This is a genomic window from Nonomuraea sp. NPDC050310 (assembly GCF_040655795.1).
Classification (GTDB): Bacteria; Actinomycetota; Actinomycetes; order Streptosporangiales; family Streptosporangiaceae; genus Nonomuraea.
Genome location: NZ_JBFAKP010000024.1, coordinates 17,271 through 35,129 on the forward strand (window position 1 = coordinate 17,271; position 17,859 = coordinate 35,129).

The 17,859-nt window shown below is 73.1% G+C and carries 16 protein-coding genes; 10 read left to right on the forward strand and 6 right to left on the reverse strand.

Going from position 1 to position 17,859, the window contains the following annotated elements; genetic code table 11:
- The first annotated feature begins 48 nt into the window (after window positions 1–48).
- From AB0I67_RS36175 to dnaE, 3 genes are read left to right on the forward strand one after another with little or no spacing between them, the layout of a single operon-like run.
- Window positions 49–795 (forward strand): GntR family transcriptional regulator, encoded by a 747-nt coding sequence (locus AB0I67_RS36175; protein WP_357933357.1) that lies wholly within the window; start codon window positions 49–51, stop codon window positions 793–795.
- Complete coding sequence (locus tag AB0I67_RS36180) at window positions 687–1,136, forward strand: DUF6504 family protein (RefSeq protein WP_357933360.1); 450 nt, start codon at window positions 687–689, stop codon at window positions 1,134–1,136. The genes AB0I67_RS36175 and AB0I67_RS36180 overlap by 109 nt, the downstream gene beginning before the upstream one ends.
- A complete protein-coding gene (gene dnaE / locus AB0I67_RS36185) occupies window positions 1,136–4,915 on the forward strand; it encodes a DNA polymerase III subunit alpha (protein ID WP_357933363.1) in 3,780 nt (1,259 codons plus the stop codon). Before AB0I67_RS36180 ends, dnaE begins: the two co-directional genes overlap by 1 nt.
- A 66-nt stretch (window positions 4,916–4,981) precedes the next feature.
- On the opposite strand, the gene AB0I67_RS36190 is transcribed toward dnaE, so the two are convergent.
- Together AB0I67_RS36190 and AB0I67_RS36195 are read right to left on the reverse strand one after the other, a co-directional pair.
- Window positions 4,982–5,605, reverse strand: coding sequence for a DUF4328 domain-containing protein (locus AB0I67_RS36190; protein ID WP_357933365.1), 624 nt, complete (start codon window positions 5,603–5,605; stop codon window positions 4,982–4,984).
- Window positions 5,606–5,659: 54 nt separating this feature from the next.
- Window positions 5,660–6,301 carry a response regulator transcription factor gene (locus AB0I67_RS36195; RefSeq protein ID WP_357933367.1) on the reverse strand — a complete coding sequence of 214 codons (642 nt, stop codon included), beginning with the start codon at window positions 6,299–6,301 and terminating at the stop codon, window positions 5,660–5,662.
- Window positions 6,302–6,391: 90 nt separating this feature from the next.
- Between AB0I67_RS36195 and AB0I67_RS36200 the strand changes: the two genes are divergently transcribed.
- Together AB0I67_RS36200 and AB0I67_RS36205 are read left to right on the forward strand one after the other, a co-directional pair.
- On the forward strand, window positions 6,392–7,105 hold the full coding sequence (locus AB0I67_RS36200; RefSeq protein WP_357933369.1) for an ABC transporter ATP-binding protein: 714 nt from the start codon (window positions 6,392–6,394) through the stop codon (window positions 7,103–7,105).
- Window positions 7,102–9,045, forward strand: a complete 1,944-nt coding sequence (locus AB0I67_RS36205) for an ABC transporter permease (RefSeq protein ID WP_357933372.1) — start codon at window positions 7,102–7,104, stop codon at window positions 9,043–9,045. Before AB0I67_RS36200 ends, AB0I67_RS36205 begins: the two co-directional genes overlap by 4 nt.
- Window positions 9,046–9,216: 171 nt before the next feature.
- On the opposite strand, the gene AB0I67_RS36210 is transcribed toward AB0I67_RS36205, so the two are convergent.
- Entirely contained in the window at window positions 9,217–10,218 is a 1,002-nt protein-coding gene (locus AB0I67_RS36210; RefSeq protein WP_357933375.1) for an LLM class F420-dependent oxidoreductase, read from the reverse strand.
- 121 nt (window positions 10,219–10,339) lie between these two features.
- On the opposite strand from AB0I67_RS36210, the gene AB0I67_RS36215 reads away from it, so the two are divergent.
- Window positions 10,340–11,749: a sulfatase gene (locus AB0I67_RS36215; RefSeq protein WP_357933662.1), complete on the forward strand. Its 1,410-nt coding sequence runs from the start codon at window positions 10,340–10,342 to the stop codon at window positions 11,747–11,749.
- Here AB0I67_RS36215 and AB0I67_RS36220 read toward each other — a convergent pair.
- On the reverse strand, window positions 11,746–12,447 hold the full coding sequence (locus tag AB0I67_RS36220; protein WP_357933378.1) for a FadR/GntR family transcriptional regulator: 702 nt from the start codon (window positions 12,445–12,447) through the stop codon (window positions 11,746–11,748). The two genes, AB0I67_RS36215 and AB0I67_RS36220, sit on opposite strands and share 4 nt — an antisense overlap.
- Before the next feature lie 40 nt (window positions 12,448–12,487).
- On the opposite strand from AB0I67_RS36220, the gene AB0I67_RS36225 reads away from it, so the two are divergent.
- Genes AB0I67_RS36225 through AB0I67_RS36235 form a run of 3 tightly spaced genes read left to right on the forward strand, consistent with a single transcriptional unit; the run spans window position 12,488 to window position 15,188 of the window.
- Window positions 12,488–13,216, forward strand: a complete 729-nt coding sequence (locus AB0I67_RS36225) for a (Fe-S)-binding protein (protein WP_357933381.1) — start codon at window positions 12,488–12,490, stop codon at window positions 13,214–13,216.
- On the forward strand, window positions 13,216–14,604 hold the full coding sequence (locus AB0I67_RS36230; RefSeq protein ID WP_357933383.1) for a lactate utilization protein B: 1,389 nt from the start codon (window positions 13,216–13,218) through the stop codon (window positions 14,602–14,604). The genes AB0I67_RS36225 and AB0I67_RS36230 overlap by 1 nt, the downstream gene beginning before the upstream one ends.
- Window positions 14,601–15,188, forward strand: coding sequence for an LUD domain-containing protein (locus AB0I67_RS36235; RefSeq protein ID WP_357933386.1), 588 nt, complete (start codon window positions 14,601–14,603; stop codon window positions 15,186–15,188). Before AB0I67_RS36230 ends, AB0I67_RS36235 begins: the two co-directional genes overlap by 4 nt.
- A gap of 1 nt (window position 15,189) precedes the next feature.
- Here the strand turns inward: AB0I67_RS36235 and AB0I67_RS36240 are convergent, their stop codons facing one another.
- Entirely contained in the window at window positions 15,190–16,134 is a 945-nt protein-coding gene (locus tag AB0I67_RS36240) for a Vms1/Ankzf1 family peptidyl-tRNA hydrolase (protein WP_357933389.1), read from the reverse strand.
- 60 nt (window positions 16,135–16,194) lie between these two features.
- Window positions 16,195–16,599: a DUF2795 domain-containing protein gene (locus AB0I67_RS36245; protein ID WP_357933392.1), complete on the reverse strand. Its 405-nt coding sequence runs from the start codon at window positions 16,597–16,599 to the stop codon at window positions 16,195–16,197.
- A gap of 67 nt (window positions 16,600–16,666) precedes the next feature.
- On the opposite strand from AB0I67_RS36245, the gene AB0I67_RS36250 reads away from it, so the two are divergent.
- Window positions 16,667–17,842, forward strand: a complete 1,176-nt coding sequence (locus tag AB0I67_RS36250; RefSeq protein ID WP_357933395.1) for an SAM-dependent methyltransferase — start codon at window positions 16,667–16,669, stop codon at window positions 17,840–17,842.
- The last annotated feature ends 17 nt before the right edge of the window (window positions 17,843–17,859 follow it).

The window sequence follows — 17,859 nt, forward strand, 5'->3', positions numbered from 1 at the left end:
TAGTTAGTCGCATAAAGATTGCTATTTCGTGAACTGAAAGGGTCAGTAATGGTTGCTCGCTATGAACGAATTGCCGCTGAGCTGCGAGAGGACATTCTGCGCGGCGCGCATCCGGTCGGCTCCCAGCTCCCCTCCGAGTCGGAGCTGGCCGCGCGCTACTCCGCCGCCCGCGGCACCGTACGGCAGGCGGTCGCCGTGCTGGCCGCGGAAGGATTGGTGGGCTCCCGGCAGGGCGCCAGGCGGATCGTGCTCGGCACCACGCGCAGCCAGAGTTTCGCCGAACTGCACAGTTTCGCGCAGTGGGCGCGGGCCAACGGCTATGCCTTCGGCGGCGAGGTGATCTCGCAACACCGCCGCCCGGCCACCGGACCGGAGGCCGAGCGGCTGGGCGAGCAGGACGTGCTCGAAGTGCTCCGCGTGCGCACCCTCGACGGCGAACCCGTCCTGCTGGAACGCACCGTCTACGCCGGCTGGATCGCCCCCGCCGTCGCCGCCCTGCCCGCCGACTGCGGCTCGGTCACCCAGGCGCTCTACGACGCCGTCGGCCTCGTCTTCGCCTACGGCGAGCACCTCATCGACGCCGTCGCCGCCACCACCGCCGACGCCCGCCACCTGGGAGTACGGCGCGGCAGCCCGCTCCTGCGTCAGCGCCGCGTCACCACCACCCACGAGGGCCGGCCCGTCGAGTGGTCCGACGACCGCTACCGCGCCGGGAGCGTCGCCTTCAGCATCCGCAACTCCATCGGCGCCAACCCGCTCGTCCGGCAGGCCGGCGACTTGCGCTTTGGCGCTTGAGAACATATGTTCGACATGTAGCGCCCGACCTTCCCCCGGGCAGTTGGCAACTGGCCCCCGGGGAGACAAGCGTCTTGAGCAGACTTTATGGCGATCCCATAGAGGTATGGACCCGAGACGGGGAACCGACCCAGTTCGTCTGGCGTGACCGGCTTTACCTGGTGCGCCGGATGCTCGACCACTGGGTGGTCTCCCGCGAGTGGTGGAAGACCGGCGACGACGATCCCGGCGAGCGCCTCTTCTGGCGGGTCGAAGCCAGCCCCGGCCGCGAGGTCGGCACCTACGAACTCCGTTACGACACCGCCAGCGGCGGCTGGCTGCTGCTGAGGGCGTGGGACTGATGCGCGACTTCCCGCACCTCAACGTGTCCTCGGCCTACTCCATGCGGTACGGCACCGCCTTCCCGCCCGCCCTCGCCGCCCGCGCCCGTGAGCACGGCATGGACATCCTCGCCCTCACCGACCGCGACGGCCTCTACGGCGCGGTCAAACACGCCCAGGCCTGCGCCGACACCGGCCTCCGCCCCGTCTTCGGCGTCACCCTCGTCCTAGGCCACCCCAGGCCGGACGACGAGTCGGCTGGTCTACGGCGCCGAGAGCCGACGGCCGGCTTTTCCCCCGGCCACCCCAGGTCGGACGGCGAGTCGGCTGGTCTACGGTGGCGGGGGTCGACGGCGGCCGCTTTTCCCGGCCACCCCAGCCCGACCGGCGAGTCGGCTGGTCTACGGCGAGGAGGGCCGACGGCGGGCGCTCTTCTTGGCCGCCCCAGCCCGACCGGCGGGACGGCTGGTCTACGGGGGGGAGGGCCGACGGCGGCCCACCCCCCCACCGGCCCAGACGCCCACGACAGGGTCACCGTCCTGGCCCTGTCCGACGGCTGGCCGAGGTTGTGCCGCCTGGTCACCGCCGCCCACGCCGCCGGCGACCGCGGCGCCCCCCGCGTGTCCCACGCCCTCCTGGCCGAGGCCGGCCCCGGCCTGGTGGTCCTGCTGGGCCCCCGTTCCGACGTCGGCCGGGCGGTGGCCGCGGGCCGGGACGAGCTGGCCCGCGCCCTCCTGGACCGCTGGAAGGCCACCGTCCCCGCCCTGGCGGTCGAGGCCGTCGACCAGTACGGCTACCGCGACGCCGCCACCGCGGTCCGGATGATCGCGCTGGCCGACGCCGCCGGCGTGCCCGCCGTCCTGACCAACGCCGTGCGGTACCTCGATCCCGCCGACCACCAGGTGGGCGACGTCCTGGACGCCGCCCGCCAGTTGGTCCCCCTGCACCCCAGGCATCTGGAGCGCACCACTTCGCACGCCTACCTGAAGAGCGGCGAGGAGATGGCCAGGGTCGCCGCGAAGATCTGCGGGGGCGACCGGGGGAGGGCCGAGCGCCTGCTGCGCACCACCCGCCACCTGGCCGAGCGGTGCGCGATGGACCCCTTGCGGGTCCTGGCGCTCAAGGACGGCCGCCTGCACCTGCCCGAGATGGGCAGGGATCCGGTCCCGCTGCTGCGCAACCGCTGCTTCGACGGCCTGTACGAGCGCGGCCTGCACCGCGACCGGGACGCCAAGGATCGGCTGCGCGAGGAGCTGGCCGTCATCGAGCGCAAGAACCTGTCCGGCTACTTCATCGCCGTCGCCGGCATCACCGACATGATCCGCGGCATGGGCGTGCGGTGCGCCATCCGCGGCTCGGGCGCGGGCAGCCTGGTCAACTACCTGATCCGCATCGGCGAGGTGAACCCGCTGGAGCACGGCCTGCTCATGGAGCGGTTCCTGTCGGAGGGCCGCGTCGGCCTGCCGGACATCGACGTGGACGTCGAGTCGGCCCGCCGTCTCGACTGCTACAAGGCGATCTTCGACCGGTACGGCGAGTCGCGGGTGGCCTGCGTGTCGATGATGGAGACCTACCGCGCCCGCAGCGCGCTGCGGGACGTCGGCGCGGCCATGGGGTTGCCGCCGCACGAGATCGACCTGATCGCCAAGGCCTTCCCGCACGTGCGGGCCCGCCAGATCACCGCCTCGCTGGCCGATCTGCCCGAGCTGCGCGAGTCGCGGCTGGGCGAGGCGGGTCTCGACCGGGTGTTCAAGCTGGCCGAGCGGCTCGACGGCCTGCCCAGGCACATCGCCCTGCACCCGTGCGGGGTGCTGGTCGGCAACGCCGGGCTGGGGGACGTCACGCCGGTCGAGCGCAGCATGCTGGAGTTCCCCATGTCGCAGTTCGACAAGGACGACGTCGAGGAGGCCGGGCTGCTCAAGCTCGACGTGCTCGGCGTGCGCATGCAGTCGGCGATGGCCTACACGCTCACCGAGATCGAGCGGGTGGACGGCGAGAGGATCGAGCTCGACGCCGTGCCGCACGACGACGCGACCACCTACGACATGATCTGCGCCAGCCGTACGCTCGGCTGCTTCCAGATCGAGTCGCCCGGCCAGCGCGAGCTGGTCGCCAAGCTGGAGCCGCGCACGATGAACGACCTCATCGTGGACATCTCCCTCTTCCGCCCGGGGCCGGTCAACTCCGACATGGTCACGCCGTACCTGGAGGCGCGGCACGGCTGGCGCAAGCCGGTCTACGCGCACGAGCGGCTGCGCGCGGCGCTGCAGGAGACGCACGGCGTGGTCGTCTTCCACGAGCAGGTGCTCAAGGTCATCGAGGTGATGACCGGCGAGGACCTGTCGTTCGCGGAGAAGATGCGCCGCACCCTCGCCACGCCCGAGGGCAGGGCGCGGGTGCGCAAGGAGTTCGTGCCGCGCGCCAAGGCGCAAGGGTTCGCCGACGCCGAGGTGGAGCGGGCCTGGGAGGTGCTGGACGCGTTCGGCGCGTTCGGCTTCTGCAAGGCGCACGCCGCCGCCTTCGCGCTGCCCACCTACCAGTCGGCCTGGCTCAAGCGCCACCACGCCGCCGCCTTCTTCGCCGGGGTGCTCACCCACGAGCCGGGCATGTACCCGCAGCGGGTGATCGTGGACGAGGCCCGCCAGTGCGGGGTGCGGATCCTGCCGCTCGACATCAACAGGTCGGGCCGGGAGTGGCGGGTGGAACGGCTCGGGATGGAGGTGCGCGCGCCCGCGGCGGCGCTGGAGAAGCCGGGGGAGCGGCGGCCCTTCAACGCCGAGGAGCTCGGGCGCGGCTACGCCCTGCGGGTGCCGTTCTCCTCGGTCAAGGGGGTCAGCGAGGCCGAGGTCGACCGGATGCTGGCCGGCCAGCCGTACACCTCGCTGTCGGACTTCTGGGAGCGGGCCCGGCCCTCGCGGCCGGTCATGGAGCGGATCGTGCAGGTCGGCGGGCTCGACGCGCTGCACGAGCTCGACCCGGGCGGCGGCGGGCCGCGCTGGCGGCCCGGCCGGCTGACCAGGCGCGACCTGATCGCCCAGGTGGGCGCGCTGGAGCGGGCCTCCACCTCCGGCACCCGAGCCCCGGCCCGCGCCGGCAAGCGGTACGGCAGGCCGGACCCGCCGCCGCCGGAAGCGGCGGCGGCGATCCAGCTCCCGCTGGGCTTCACCGAGCACATCGCCCCCGGCGAGCTGCCGGAGATGACGGAGACCGAGATGGTCGAGGCCGAGCTGGAGATCCTCGGCATCGACGTCAGCCGGCACGTCATCAGCTTCCACGACGAGCTGCTCGACGCGCTGGGCGTGGTGCGCTCGCGTGACCTGCTGACCCAGCGCAACGGCGCGGAGATCCTGGTCGCCGGGGTCAAGGTGGCCACCCAGACGCCGGCGGTGCGGTCGGGGCAGCGGGTCATCTTCGCCACCCTCGACGACTCGACCGGGCCGGTGGACCTGACCTTCTTCGAGTCGGTGCAGGGGCACTGCGCGTCGACGGTCTTCGGTTCGTGGCTGATGGTGGCGCGCGGGGTGATCCGGCGGACCGGGCCGCGGGCGGTGTCCATGCGGGCGCTGGACTGCTGGAACCTGGTCGATCTGGAGGCGGCCTGGCGGCGCGGCGGCCTCGCGGCGGTCCGGGCGATCGTCGACCGCGTGCCCGAGGAACGCGAGGGCGTCGGCGGGCGGCGGATCGAGTACGCCAACGGCTTCCGGCTCTCGCCCTACGCCGATCTCGGCCCGGCGATCGTCTCGCCGTCACGCCGGCTCTGGCACGCCAGCCAGGGCAGTTCCGGCCCGGCCGCCGCCTGACCCGGCCGCCGCCTGAGCTGGCCGCCGCTTGAGCTGGCCGCCGCTTGAGCCGGCCGGGCAGAAGGCTCACACGTGCGACAGCGAGCCGGGCAGGGCGCGGCGGGCGCGGGCGGCGACGGTCTGGATGCGCTCGATCTCCCGGACGGTCGCCGCGCACAGCACGGCGGCGAACGCGGCCAGCGCCAGCTCGCGCACGCCGATGCCGGTGAGCGTGCCCGCGCTGTCGTCGCCGAGCCGGATGATCAGCGAGGCGACCGCGGCCAGCCAGCTCAGCCACCAGGCGCCGAGCAGGAAGAGCCAGCGGGGCCGCTGGTCGAACGGCGGGCGCGAGTTCTTCCAGACGTCGTCCACCAGCACGACCGGCGCGACCAGGGCGACGCCGGGGATCAGCCAGCCGAGCAGCACCGGCGCGGGGGAGGCGGCACGGTCGTGGGCCTGGCGGACCCGGACCAGCCAGGTCAGGTAGGCGACGGCGGCGACGGCCAGCGTGCCGACGACCAGCATGATCAGGACGGCGAAGACGGTGACCGCGCCGACCACGGCCTGGGCCGCCGTGCTGTCCGGGTGGTCGATCGAGGCGAGCTGGGTGACGAGGCTGTGCCCGCGCAGCTCCTCGAAGACCACGAGCGCGGTCAGGGACGCGATGTGGGCGGCGAGGGCCACATAAACGGCCCGGGTGATGAATCGCACGTAGTTCTCCCCTGCTGTGCTGATTCACTTTTATCCCGCCGGGCGCGTTCCTAATCAGCTCACCACGCCGGACTCCCAGGCCCAAGCTGCGATTTCGCCACGATTCCTGGCCCGGAGTTTGCCCTGGATACTGCCAAGGTGGGTCTTAACCGTCGAAAGTGAAACGAACAGTTCGGCGGCCACCTCCTGATTGGTCCGGCCGCGCGCCACCAGCCGCACCACGTCGAGCTCGCGCTCGGTCAGCGGGTCGTCCAGCGGCTTGGCCACGGTCGGCTTGGTGAGGTGCTGCAGCAGCCGCACGGTGACCGAGGGGGAGACCAGCGCGTCGCCGTTCACCGCCGCCCGGATCGCCTCCAGCAGCAGGGTGGGGCCGCTGTCCTTCAGCAGGAAGCCGGTCGCGCCCGCGCGCAGCGCGCCGTAGACGTACTCGTCGAGGTCGAAGGTGGTCACGATCACCACGCGCAGCGGCTCGGCCACGCCGGGCCCGGCCAGCAGGCGGGTGGCCTCCAGCCCGTCGAGCTTGGGCATGCGGATGTCCAGCAGGCACACGTCCGGGCGCAGCCGTCTGGCCTCGGCCACCGCCTCGGCGCCGTCGGCGACCGCGGCGACGACCTCCATGTCCGGCTGCGCGTCAATGATCATCTGGAAGCCGGTGCGGACGAGCTCCTGGTCGTCGGCGATGAGCACTCGAATCACCCGTCCAGCATAGGATCAGCCGTTCGGCCGATCTCGCTCCGTCCACGTGGCCGATCCGCCGGGCGAGCCGGGCCTCCAGGCTTGGTGACCATGAGCGAGGTACTCGGGGGCTACACCCTGACGAAGCATTTCGGACCCACCACCGCCCTGGCCGGGGTGGACATCGCCATCGGCGAGGCGGAAGCCGTCGCGATCATGGGTCCGAGCGGTTCCGGCAAGTCCACCCTGCTGCACTGCCTGGCCGGGATCATGAAGCCCGACTCCGGCGAGGTGCACCTGATGGGCCAGCGGGTGGACAACCTGGGCGAACGCCGGCGCAGCGCCCTGCGCCGCACCCGCTTCGGCTTCGTCTTCCAGTTCGGCCAGCTCCTGCCCGAGCTGCCCGCCGAGGAGAACGTGGCCCTCCCGCTCATGCTGGGCGGCGTCTCCCGCACCCAGGCGGTACGGCAGGCGCGCGACTGGTTCGGCCCGCTCGGCCTGCAGGGCATGGAGGGCCGGCGGCCCGGCGAGCTGTCCGGCGGCCAGGCCCAGCGCGTGGCCATCGCGCGCGCCCTGGTCACCAAGCCGGCGGTGGTCTTCGCCGACGAGCCCACCGGCGCGCTCGACCAGAGCACCGGGCACGACACCATGCGGCTGCTGGTCGAGGCGACCAAGCACAACGGCGCCTCGCTCGTCGTGGTCACCCACGACCCGAACGTGGCCGGCTGGTGCGACCGCACCGTCGAGGTGCGCGACGGGCGGCTGAGCGGCTCCGCCGTACCGGACCAGACCTTCACCCAGCTCCTGCCGGGGGTCCAGGCGTGAACGCGACCCTCTCGCTGGCCTGGAGGCTGCTGCGCGGCGGGGGCCGCCGCGGCCTGCTGGGCACGTGGCTGACCTTCGGCGCGGTCGCCGTCTCGACCGCCCTGCTGCTCTTCGCGATCAGCGCCAACCTGGCCTTCGACGCGCGGGCCGAACGCGGCGCGTGGCGCAACCCGGTCGCGGCCAAGAGCGGCGCGGTGGCGGTGCAGGCCACCCGCCTCGACTACGTGGCCGGCCGCCCGATCACCGTGGTGGACATCGCCGCGCTCGGCGACCGGGCGCCCGCACCGCCCGGACTCCCGCGCGTGCCGGCCCCCGGCGAGGTTTGGCTCTCGCCCGCCCTGCGCGAGCTCGCCCGCGAGCTGCCCGCCGACCGGCTGGCCGCCCGCTACCCCGAGCAGCGGGGCACCCTGGGCGAGGAGGCGCTGGTCCACCCGGAGGAGCTGGTCGTGGTGGCCGGGCACCGCCCGGACGACCCGGCGATGAAGAGCCGCGATCGCGACGTGGCCATGGGCTCGGTCAAGCCGACCCGGGTGGCCTCCTTCGCCGGCACCCCGACCGACGACGCCATCGGCTACCGGATCCTCGCGCTGATCGCCGGCGTGCTCATGGTCGTGCCGTTGCTCGTCTTCGGCGGCGCGGCGGCCCGGCTCACCGTGGCCCGCCGTGACCAGCGGCTGGCCGCGCTCCGCCTGGTCGGCGCCACCCCGGCGCAGGTCGCCGGGATGACCGTGGCCGAGGCGATGCTCGTGGCCCTGGCCGGCGCGCTGGCCGGAACCGTGCTGTACGGCCTGGCCGCCCCGCTGCTGACCAGGATCGAGATCGGCGGCGGCCCCTGGTACACCGCCGACCTGTGGCCGCCGGTGTGGATCGTCGCCGTGGCCCTGGCCGGCGTCCCGGTGCTGGTGGGGCTCTCGGCGGTCGCCGGGCTGCGGCGCGTGGTGGTCAGCCCGCTGGGCGTGGCCAAGCGGGAGACCCCGCCCGGGCTGCGCTTCGTCCGGGTGCTGGTGCTGCTCGCCGCGCTGATCGCGGTGCCGGTGCTGAGCCGCCAGGCCGGCGTGGCGGTGATCGCCGGCGCGCTCGGCCTGGCCTTCCTCTCCCTCAACCTGGTCGGGCCGTGGGTGGTCGCCGTCATCGGCCGGGTGACCGCCGCGAGGGCCCGGCGGCCCGGCACGCTGCTGGCCGGGCGGCGGCTGGTCGACGACCCGCGCTCGGCCTGGCGCACCGTCAGCGGCGTGGCGCTGACCGGCTTCGTCGCGGGCTTCCTCGGGCTGCTCAGCCCCAGCGCCGACCTGCTCGGCTCGCCCGACCGGCACCAGTTGACGCTGGCCGTACCCGCCGGGCAGGCCGAGAAAGCCGCCGCCGAGGCACGCGAGCGGCTGGCCGTGGCGGGGGTCAGGGCCGAGGTCGAGACCACCAAGGGCGGGATCGTGGCCGCCCTCGGCACCGGCGCGGACCAGGCGGTCACCGACCGCGCCCGGACCGCGCTGGAGGGCCTGGCCCCCGGTCACACGGCCACCACCGAGGCCGAGGACGGGTCCACCTCCGCCCAGGTGCTCAAGGACGTCGGCACCGGCACGGTCGTGGTGCTGGCCGTCTCCTTCCTGGTCGCCATCGCCAGCGCGGGGATCACCGCCGCCTCCTCCGTGCTCGACCGGCGCCAGACCTACGCGCTGCTGCGCCTGGCCGGGACGCCGCTGGAGGTCCTCGACCGGGCGCGGCGCTCGGAGACGCTCATCCCGCTCGCGGTGATGGGCGGCGGCTCGATCGCCACCGGGGTGCTGTGCGCGCTGCCCTTCATGTACGCCGCCATGAACGTGCGGGGCGTGCTCACGCTGGTGACCTGCGTGGTGCTCGGCTTCGGCGGGGTGCTGGCGGCGGGGGCGCTCAGCCGGCCGCTGCTGCGCTCCGTCACCGCCGACCCGGCGCCGCGGCCGGACTAGTCCCGATCGGACTCCCAGCCGAGCTCGCCCCGGCCACCACGGGCACCCAGCCGTCCCGCGTCCTGCCGGTCTCCAGGGCGCGGGCGGTGGCGTCCACTGCTGCCGTCCAGGACTGCGGCCGGCAACAGCACGGTCAGGCCGACACGTAAGCCGCGGATCACCCGCAGCACCCTAGCCCAGGACGAGGTCCCGGACGGTGGTCAGCGACGCCTCGTCCCGCGGGCCCATCACCAGGAGGCTGGTGACCGGGCTGGCCCGCCACACCTCCAGCCGCTCCTTGATCCGCCCGGCGGGGCCGACCAGCGAGATGCCGTCGGCCAGCTCGTCCGGGACGGCACGGAACGCCTCGTCCTTGCGGCCGGACAGGTAGAGCGCCTGGATGTGCTCGGCGGTCTCGGCGAAGCCCATGCGGCCGATGATGTCGGCGTGGAAGTTGCGGTGCTTGGCGCCCATGCCGCCGATGTAGAGGGTGAGCATCATCTTCACCGCCTCCAGCGCGCGGGGGACGTCGTCGTCGATGAGGACCAGCACCATGGCCGCGATGTCGAAGTCCGGGGGAGCGGGGGCGAGGGCCTCGCCGTACATCTCGCCGATCTTCTCCGGGAAGGCGAACAGCGGCAGCCAGCCCTGCGCGATCTCCGCCGACAGCGCGACGTTCCTGGGGCCTTCGGCGCCGAGGTAGACCGGGATGTCGGGGCGCAGCGGGTGGGTGATCGACTTGAGCGGCTTGCCCAGGCCGCCGGGGAGCGGCAGCGGGTGGTGCGGCCCGGGAGCGGTGACCGGCTCCTCGCGGCGCCAGATCTTGCGCATGATCTCGACGTACTCGCGGGTGCGCGCGAGCGGGCGGCCGAACGGCTGGCCGTACCAGCCCTCGACCACCTGCGGCCCGGAGGCGCCCACGCCGAGCAGCAGCCGCCCGCCGGTCAGGTGGTCGAGCGTCATCGCGGTCATCGCGGTGGCGGCCGGGGTGCGGGCCGACAGTTGCACGACCGAGGTGCCGAGCTTGATCCGGGAGGTGCGCGCGCCGTACCAGGCGAGCGGGGTGAAGGCGTCGCTGCCGTAGGCCTCGGCGGTCCAGACCGAGTCGTAGCCGAGCCGCTCGGCGAGCAGGACGGTCTCGGTGGCGTCGTCGGCGGCGCGTTGCCAGTAGCCGAGATTCAGGCCGAGTTTCATTAGAACACGTTCTATTATCCCGCTCCGGGTGTCAATGAGCGATCTCCGGGGCAAGGTGGCTTCTGTGCTGAAGGGTCTGTGTCGAGTCGTATGCATAGCGTTGTTGATGCTGGTCACAGGGATGCCCTCGGTGTCCGCGACCGGCGGTTTCGCCACGCGCAAGCCCGTCAGAGCGCCCGCGAAGCCGAACGTCGTCCTGATTCTGGTGGACGACCTCGAGGCGGGGAACCTGCACCTGTTCCCGAACATCTCCCGGCACCTGGTCCAGCAGGGGATCTCCTTCGAGCGCACCTTCGTGACCAACTCCTGGTGCTGCCCCTCCCGCACCTCGATCCTGCGCTCGCAGTACGTGCACAGCCACAACGTGCTCACCAACACCGCCCCCGAAGGCGGCTTCGACCGCTTCAACGCCCTCAAGCTGGACCGTTCCACCATCGGCACCTGGATGAAGGCGGCCGGCTACCGCACCGGGCTGATGGGCAAGTTCCTCAACCACTACCCCGGCAATTCGGCCGCCACCACCTACGTGCCGCCCGGCTGGGACACCTGGGACGTGCCCGTACGCAACCTGTACGAGGAGTACGACTACACCCTCAACTCCAACGGCACGCTGGTCGACTACGGCTGGGCCGAGCAGGACTACCTCTCCGACGTGCTGGCCGCCAAGGCCACGGCCTTCGTGAACGCCGCCGGAGACACGCCGTTCTTCCTCTACCTGGCCCCGGTCGCGCCGCACAACCCCGCCAACCCCGCGGTACGGCACGCCAGCGCCTTCCCCGGCGCCAAGGCCCCCCGCACGAAGTCCTTCAACCAGGAGGACGTCGAGCGCGAGCCTCGCTGGCTGCGCGACCTCCCGCTGATCAAGCCGGCCGGCATCGACCGCATCGACGAGCGCTACCGCGACCGCCTGCGCGCCATGCTCGGCGTGGACGACCTGGTCGGCACCCTGGTCGACGCCCTGGAGGCGGCCGGCGAGCTGGAGGACACCTACCTGTTCTTCGCCTCCGACAACGGCTTCCACCTGGGCACCCACCGGCTCCGCCAGGGCAAGACCACGCCGTTCGAGGAGGCCATTCACATCCCGCTGGTGGTGCGCGGCCCCGGGGTGGCGCGTGGCGCGGTCAACGACGCGATGTGCGCGACCATCGACCTCGCCCCCACCTTCGCCGAACTCGGCGGCGCGACCGTGCCGGCCTTCGCCGAGGGCCGCTCGCTGGTGCCGCTGCTGCGTGGCCAGCGGCCGGCCAACTGGCGGCGCAACGTGCTGATCGAGTTCTTCCGGCCGGCGAACAAGAAGTCGGCCCGCCAGACGCCCGTGCCGCCCTACACCGCGATCCGCACCGAGCGCTACACCTACGTGCGGTACGCGACCGGCGAGACGCAGCTCTACGACCTGGTGGAGGACCCGCAGCAGCTCGACAACCTGGCCGCCTCCGCCTCGCCGGCGCTGCTGATGCGGCTCGACTACCTGATGCGGCTCATGCACACCTGTTCGGGCGCCTCCTGCCGGGTGGCCGACGCCCGCTCCTAGGCGGGTGCGGGGCCCGGCGGGTAGGTCTTGGCCAGGTGGTCGGTGACCGCGCGGGCGGCCTCGGCGGGGTCGCCCGCCGAGATCGCGTCGAGGATGCGCTGGTGGTCGGCGCGCAGCCCGGCGGTGTCGCCGATCCGCTCGACCGCCTGCACCGCGTGCGGCCGGACCGAGTCGCGCAACGACCGCATGATCACCGCGATCAGCCGGTTGCCGGAGGCGTCGGCGATGGCGCAGTGGAAGGCGATGTCGTGCTCCACGAACTCCTCGGGCCCTGAGGCGGCGTCCATGGCGGCCAGGGCCTCGCTCAGCGCGCTGGTGTCCGGCCCGCGCAGCGCGGCCCGCTCGGCGGCGAAGCGCTCGATCATCAGCCGGGTCTCGATCAGCTCGGCCGGCTCCAGCCCGTCGAGCCCCACGTGCAGCCGGAGCAGGTCGGTGAGCGCCGCGCCGGGCCGGGAGATGAGCACCGCGCCCGCCTCGGGACCGCGGCCCACCTGGGAGGAGAGCACTCCGAGCGTCTCCAGCACGCGCAGCGCCTCGCGCACGGAGGAGCGGCTGACCTGGAGCTGCTCGGCCAGTTGCCGCTCGCCGGGCAGCCGGTCGCCGATCCGCAGGCCGTCCTCGGCGATGCGCCGCTCGATCTGGGCGAGCACCTCCTCGAAGGTCCGCGTCCGCTTGACGGGTGCCCAGCTGTCTGCCATAAGGTCAGACCATACTGTGGTCAGACCATAAGGGGAAGTTGTGCGGGTCGCCCTCTTCATCACCTGCGTGAACGACACGCTGTTTCCCGGCACCGGACGCGCCGTCGTCACCCTGCTGCGCCGCCTCGGCTGCGCGGTGGAGTTCCCGCAGGCCCAGACCTGCTGCGGGCAGATGCACGTCAACACCGGCTACCGGGCGGAGGGCGTACGGCTGGTGAGGCACTTCACCGAGGTGTTCGGCGACTACGACGCGGTGGTCGCGCCCTCCGGGTCGTGCGCGGCCATGGTGCGCGAGCAGTACCCGAAGCTGGTGAAGGCCGGCAGCCCCGGCGCGGCGGCGATCGAGCGCCTGACGCCCAAGGTGTACGACCTGTCGGAGTTCCTGCTGGACGTGCTGGAGGTCGACGACGTGGGCGCCTACTTCCCGCACCGGGTGACCTACCACCCGACCTGCCACTCGCTGCGCGGCCTGCACCTGGGCGACCGGCCCGCGCGGCTGCTGGGCAAGGTGCGCGGCCTCGACCTGATCCCGCTGGCCGGCGCGGAGGAGTGCTGCGGCTTCGGCGGCACCTTCGCGGTCAAGAACCCCGCCGTCTCCGCCGCGATGTGCGGCGACAAGGTGCGCCACGTGCTCGACACCGGGGCCGAGGTGCTCTGCGCCGCCGACAACTCCTGCCTGATGCACATCGGCGGCACGCTGCGGCGCCAGCAGTCGGGCGTGCGCGTCATGCACCTGGCCGAGATCCTCGCGTCCACGGAGGCCGTGTGATGAGCGTGTTCGTCGGAATGCCGGGAACCTTCCCGCAGAACGCGGCGCAGGCCGTCCAGAACTCCCAGCTCCGCTTCAACCTGCGCAAGGCCACGCACACCATCCGCGGCAAGCGCGCCGCGGTGGTCGGCGAGCTGCCCGACTGGACGGAGCTGCGGGCCGCCGGCAAGGCGATCAAGGACCACACCCTGCGCCACCTCGACCGCTACCTGCTCCAGCTCGAAGCGGCGGTCACCGCCGCGGGCGGCCAGGTGCACTGGGCGCGCGACGCCGCCGAGGCCAACCGGATCGTCACCGGCCTGATCAAGGCGACGGGCGAGCGCGAGGTGGTCAAGGTCAAGTCGATGGCCACCCAGGAGATCGGCCTCAACGAGCACCTGGCCGAGCAGGGCATCACCGCCTACGAGACCGACCTGGCCGAGCTGATCGTGCAGCTCGGCGACGACTTCCCCAGCCACATCCTGGTCCCGGCCATCCATCGCAACCGCGCGGAGATCCGCGAGATCTTCCTGCGGGAGATGCCCGAGGCCCCGCCCGGCCTCACCGACGAGCCGCGCGCCCTGGCCGAGGCGGCCCGCCGCCACCTGCGCGAGCGCTTCCTGAAGAGCAAGGTCGCCGTCTCCGGCGCCAACTTCATGATCGCCGAGACCGGCACCCTGGTGGTCCTGGAGTCCGAGGGCAACGGGCGGATGTGCCTGACCCTGCCCGAGACGCTGATCAGCGTGGTCGGCATCGAGAAGCTGCTGCCCACCTGGCGGGACCTGGAGGTCTTCCTGCAGCTCCTGCCGCGCAGCTCCACCGGCGAGCGGATGAACCCCTACACCTCCACCTGGACCGGCGCGACCGAGGGCCAGACCTTCCACCTCGTGCTCCTGGACAACGGCCGCACCGGGGTGCTCGCCGACGAGGTCGGCCGCCAGGCGCTGCGCTGCATCCGCTGCTCGGCCTGCCTCAACGTCTGCCCGGTCTACGAACGCGCGGGCGGGCACGCCTACGGCTCGGTCTACCCGGGGCCGATCGGCGCGATCCTCACCCCACAGCTCCGCGGCATGGGCAGTGAGCTGGACGCCTCGCTGCCGTTCGCCTCCTCGCTCTGCGGGGCCTGCTACGACGTCTGCCCGGTCGCCATCGACATCCCCGAGGTGCTGGTGGACCTGCGGGCCAAGGCCCCTCACCCGCTGCCTGAGCGGATCGGCATGCGGGCCGCCGGGTGGGTCTTCCGCAAGGACGCGCGGCTCACCCGCGCTCAGCGGGCGGCCGGCCGGCTCCGGCGCTTCGTCCCCAGCCGGCTGCCCGGCGCACTGGGGGCCTGGACCGACACCCGGGAGCTCCCGGAGATCCCGGCGGAGTCGTTCCGCGACTGGTGGCTACGGGAGGGCGGCAAGTGAACGCAAAAGACGAGATCCTGGCTCGGGTGCGGCAGGCGGTTGCGGGTGCGCCGGAGGTGGAGATCCCGCGCGCCTACCGGCAGCGGGCCGAACCGGCCGACCTGATCGGGCTGCTGGCCGAGCGCATCGCCGACTACCGCGCGACCGTGCACGTGGTGCCCGCCGGAGAGGTGCCGGCCACCCTGACCCGCCTGGCCGCCGGCCGCCGCCTGGCCGCACCGGGCCGGCTCCCGCAACCGTGGCTCGACGCCCTGCCGGAGCCGGAGACCGGCGAGCTGCCGGTCGCCGAACTCGACAAACTCGACGGCGTGGTCACCGGCTGCGCGGTGGCGATCGCCGAGACCGGCACGATCGTGCTCGACGAACGGCAGGGCCGCCGAGCCGCCACCCTGGTGCCCGACTACCACCTGTGCGTCATCGAGGCCGCCCACGTGGTGGCGACCGTGCCGGAAGCGGTCGCCCGGCTCGACCCGACCGGCCCGCTGACCTGGATCAGCGGCCCCTCCGCGACCAGCGACATCGAACTCGACCGGGTCGAGGGCGTGCACGGCCCCCGGACCCTCGAAGTGGTCATCGCGATCTGACCTAGTAGCGGATCACCGCGGCCACGTCCGGCAACTCCGGGCAGAACCACAGCTCGGCGTCGGTCATCGCGGCGGCCCGGGCCAGTGCGGCGTCGGCCCGGTCCTGGACCGGCTCCTCCACCCCCCAGCGGAGCAGTTCCTCGGCCGTGTCGGCGAGCTGGGTGCCGCCGCGGCCGATCCAGACCTCGGCGGGCAGCTCACCGGGCATCAGGACGGCGTGCACCCGGCCCTCCCGCAACACCCGGGCGACCTGCCCGAGCCCCGCGGGCCCGTCGCTGTCACGATGGCGGCCCAGCAGCTCCGACCGCCGCCGCTCCAGCCAGCCGTCCAGCATCGTCTCGACGTCCCGGGTGAAGCCGCCGTGGTCGGTGCGGCTGCCGTGCTCCACCATGAGCACGCGGTCGGACGTCTTGGTGTTCAGCCGGTCCACCAGCGCCGAGCGCGGGCGCGGCTCACCGGCCACGATCACCAGCTCGGCGCCGATCCTGCGCACCTGCTCGTCGATCTCGGTCGCCGCGGCGGCCAGGTCGTGCGACCAGGCCTCCTCGGCGTGCCGCTCGAAGGTGCGCCGCGACCAGCCGCCCTGCGCGGTCTTCTGCAACGGCCAGGTGGTGGCCTCGCCGAGGGCGTGCCGGGGGGAGCCGCCGCCGAAGACGGTCAGCTCCACCCCGGCCCGATCGACGATCACCCTCAGGTGCGGCACGTTCTCGCCGCGGGCGGCGAGCATCGGCACCACGTGCGGCAACGGCGACCACCTGGCCAGTCCGGGTCCCTGCGGCAGGTTCTCCGCCAGGACCACGACCCCGTGCGCGGCGAACAAGGCGCGTGCGGCCGCGGGGGCGCGCACCTCCTTGTCCAGCGCCTCCAGCGTGACCTGGTCGGCCTCGCCGAGCTCACCGCGCGCCGAGCGCCACCACTGCTCGCGCTCGGCCCCTCTTAAGTACACGGACGCATAAGGCCCCCGATGGTCATAGAGGGGACGGATGAAGTCGAGTCGCACGCCTCGTCACCCGCGCCTCTCCACGCCCAGTCCGAGAGCCTCGGCGACCTCGCCGATGTTGCGGTACTGGCCTTCCGGCACCTTCTCCAGCGCCCTCGCGACCGCATCGGGCACCTCGGGGCGCTCCGCCTGCCGTACCAGCTCCTCCCGTCCGGCAGGGAAGATCGAATCGGGTACCCAGCGGGCCATGTCGCTCCGGAGCTCGACCCCGTAGGCGTCGATCCCCTTGGCCGTTCCGGGCTCGTGACCAGGCGCGTACTTGCGCGGCTCCTGCTCGCCGGCAGCGGGCATGGGCTCAGGCTCCTTCCATTCCTCGGCGCGCGAGGTACCGCCCCCGCGTACCAGACCTTCGGTCTCCTGCTTCTGCTGTTCGTCCAGGCGCGGGCCGTGCTTGTCACTTCCGCGGTCCATGATGTCCCTCACTCCTCTCGGGCATTACTCCCTACCCGGACGCTTCAGGAGGATGCACTCTGGAGGCATGACGGTCACGGTGATTGGCTGGGACGGCCTGGCTCTGGCCCCTGCGGCGGCGGAGGCGATGGCCCGGGCCACCCTCGTCACCGGACCCGACCGGCTGCTGCGCGAGCTCGGGCTCAAGGACGCGGTGCCGTACGGGGAGGACCTGCTCGGGGTCCTGGACGGCCATCTGGAGCACGGCGAGGGCTCGGCGGCGGTGCTCGCCGAGGGCGACCCGGGCTTCTTCGGCGTCGTGCGCGAACTGCGCGGCCACGGCCTGCGCCCGGCGGTGCTGCCGGCCGTGCCGCTGGCCGCCCGCGCCTTCGCCTGCGCCGGGCTCAACTGGGAGGACGCTCTGGTCGTCGCGCCCGAGCACGCCGGGCAACTCGGCCGCGTGGTCAACGCCTGCCGCGCGCACCACAAGGTCGGCGTGCTCTGCGCGCCCGGCGTCGGGCCGGGGGAGCTGGCCCGCGAGCTGGCGCCCACCACGCCGCGCGCGCTGATCGTCTGCGAGGACCTCGGCGGGCCCGCCGAACGCGTCACGCACAGCCGCATGGGCGAGGCGACCACCCGGCCCTGGAAGGACCCGGACGTCGTGCTCGTCGTCGACCCCCTGCACCGGCCGCAGCCCCGGAGCTGGGTCGCGGGCCCGCGTCCCGGACCTGCGGAATGGGCGCTGCCCGGCGGCGGCCTGCCGCCCGAGGTCCGGGCCTTCGTGCTGGCCAAGCTCGGCCCGCGGCTCGGCGACCTGGTCTGGGACGTGGGCTCCGGCTCCGGCGAGATCGCCGTCGAGTGCGCCAGGCTCGGCGCGGCCGTGATCGCCGTCGAACGCGACGAGGCCGCCTGCGCCCGCATCCGCCGCCACGTCCTCGACCACGGCGTCAAGGTCGCGCTCACCCGAGGCAACGCCCCGCCCGCCCTCGAACCGCTGCCCGACCCCGACGCCGTCTACGTCGGCGGCGGCGGCCCGGACGTGGTGGTCGCCTGCGCCGCGCGCCGCCCGCGCTCGCTGGTGTGCGTCGTGCGCGCGATCGAGCAGGTCCCGGCGATCCTCGACCGGATGCGCGAGTACGGCTACCGCGCCGAGGGCACCCAGATCCAGGCCGCGCATTTCACGGTTCTCCCAGATGGGACCCATGGTCTGGCGCCCGCGGAGCCGGTTCTGGTGCTCTATGGAGTACCCGCTCACTCGGAGTGACCTGTTATCCTCGCGTG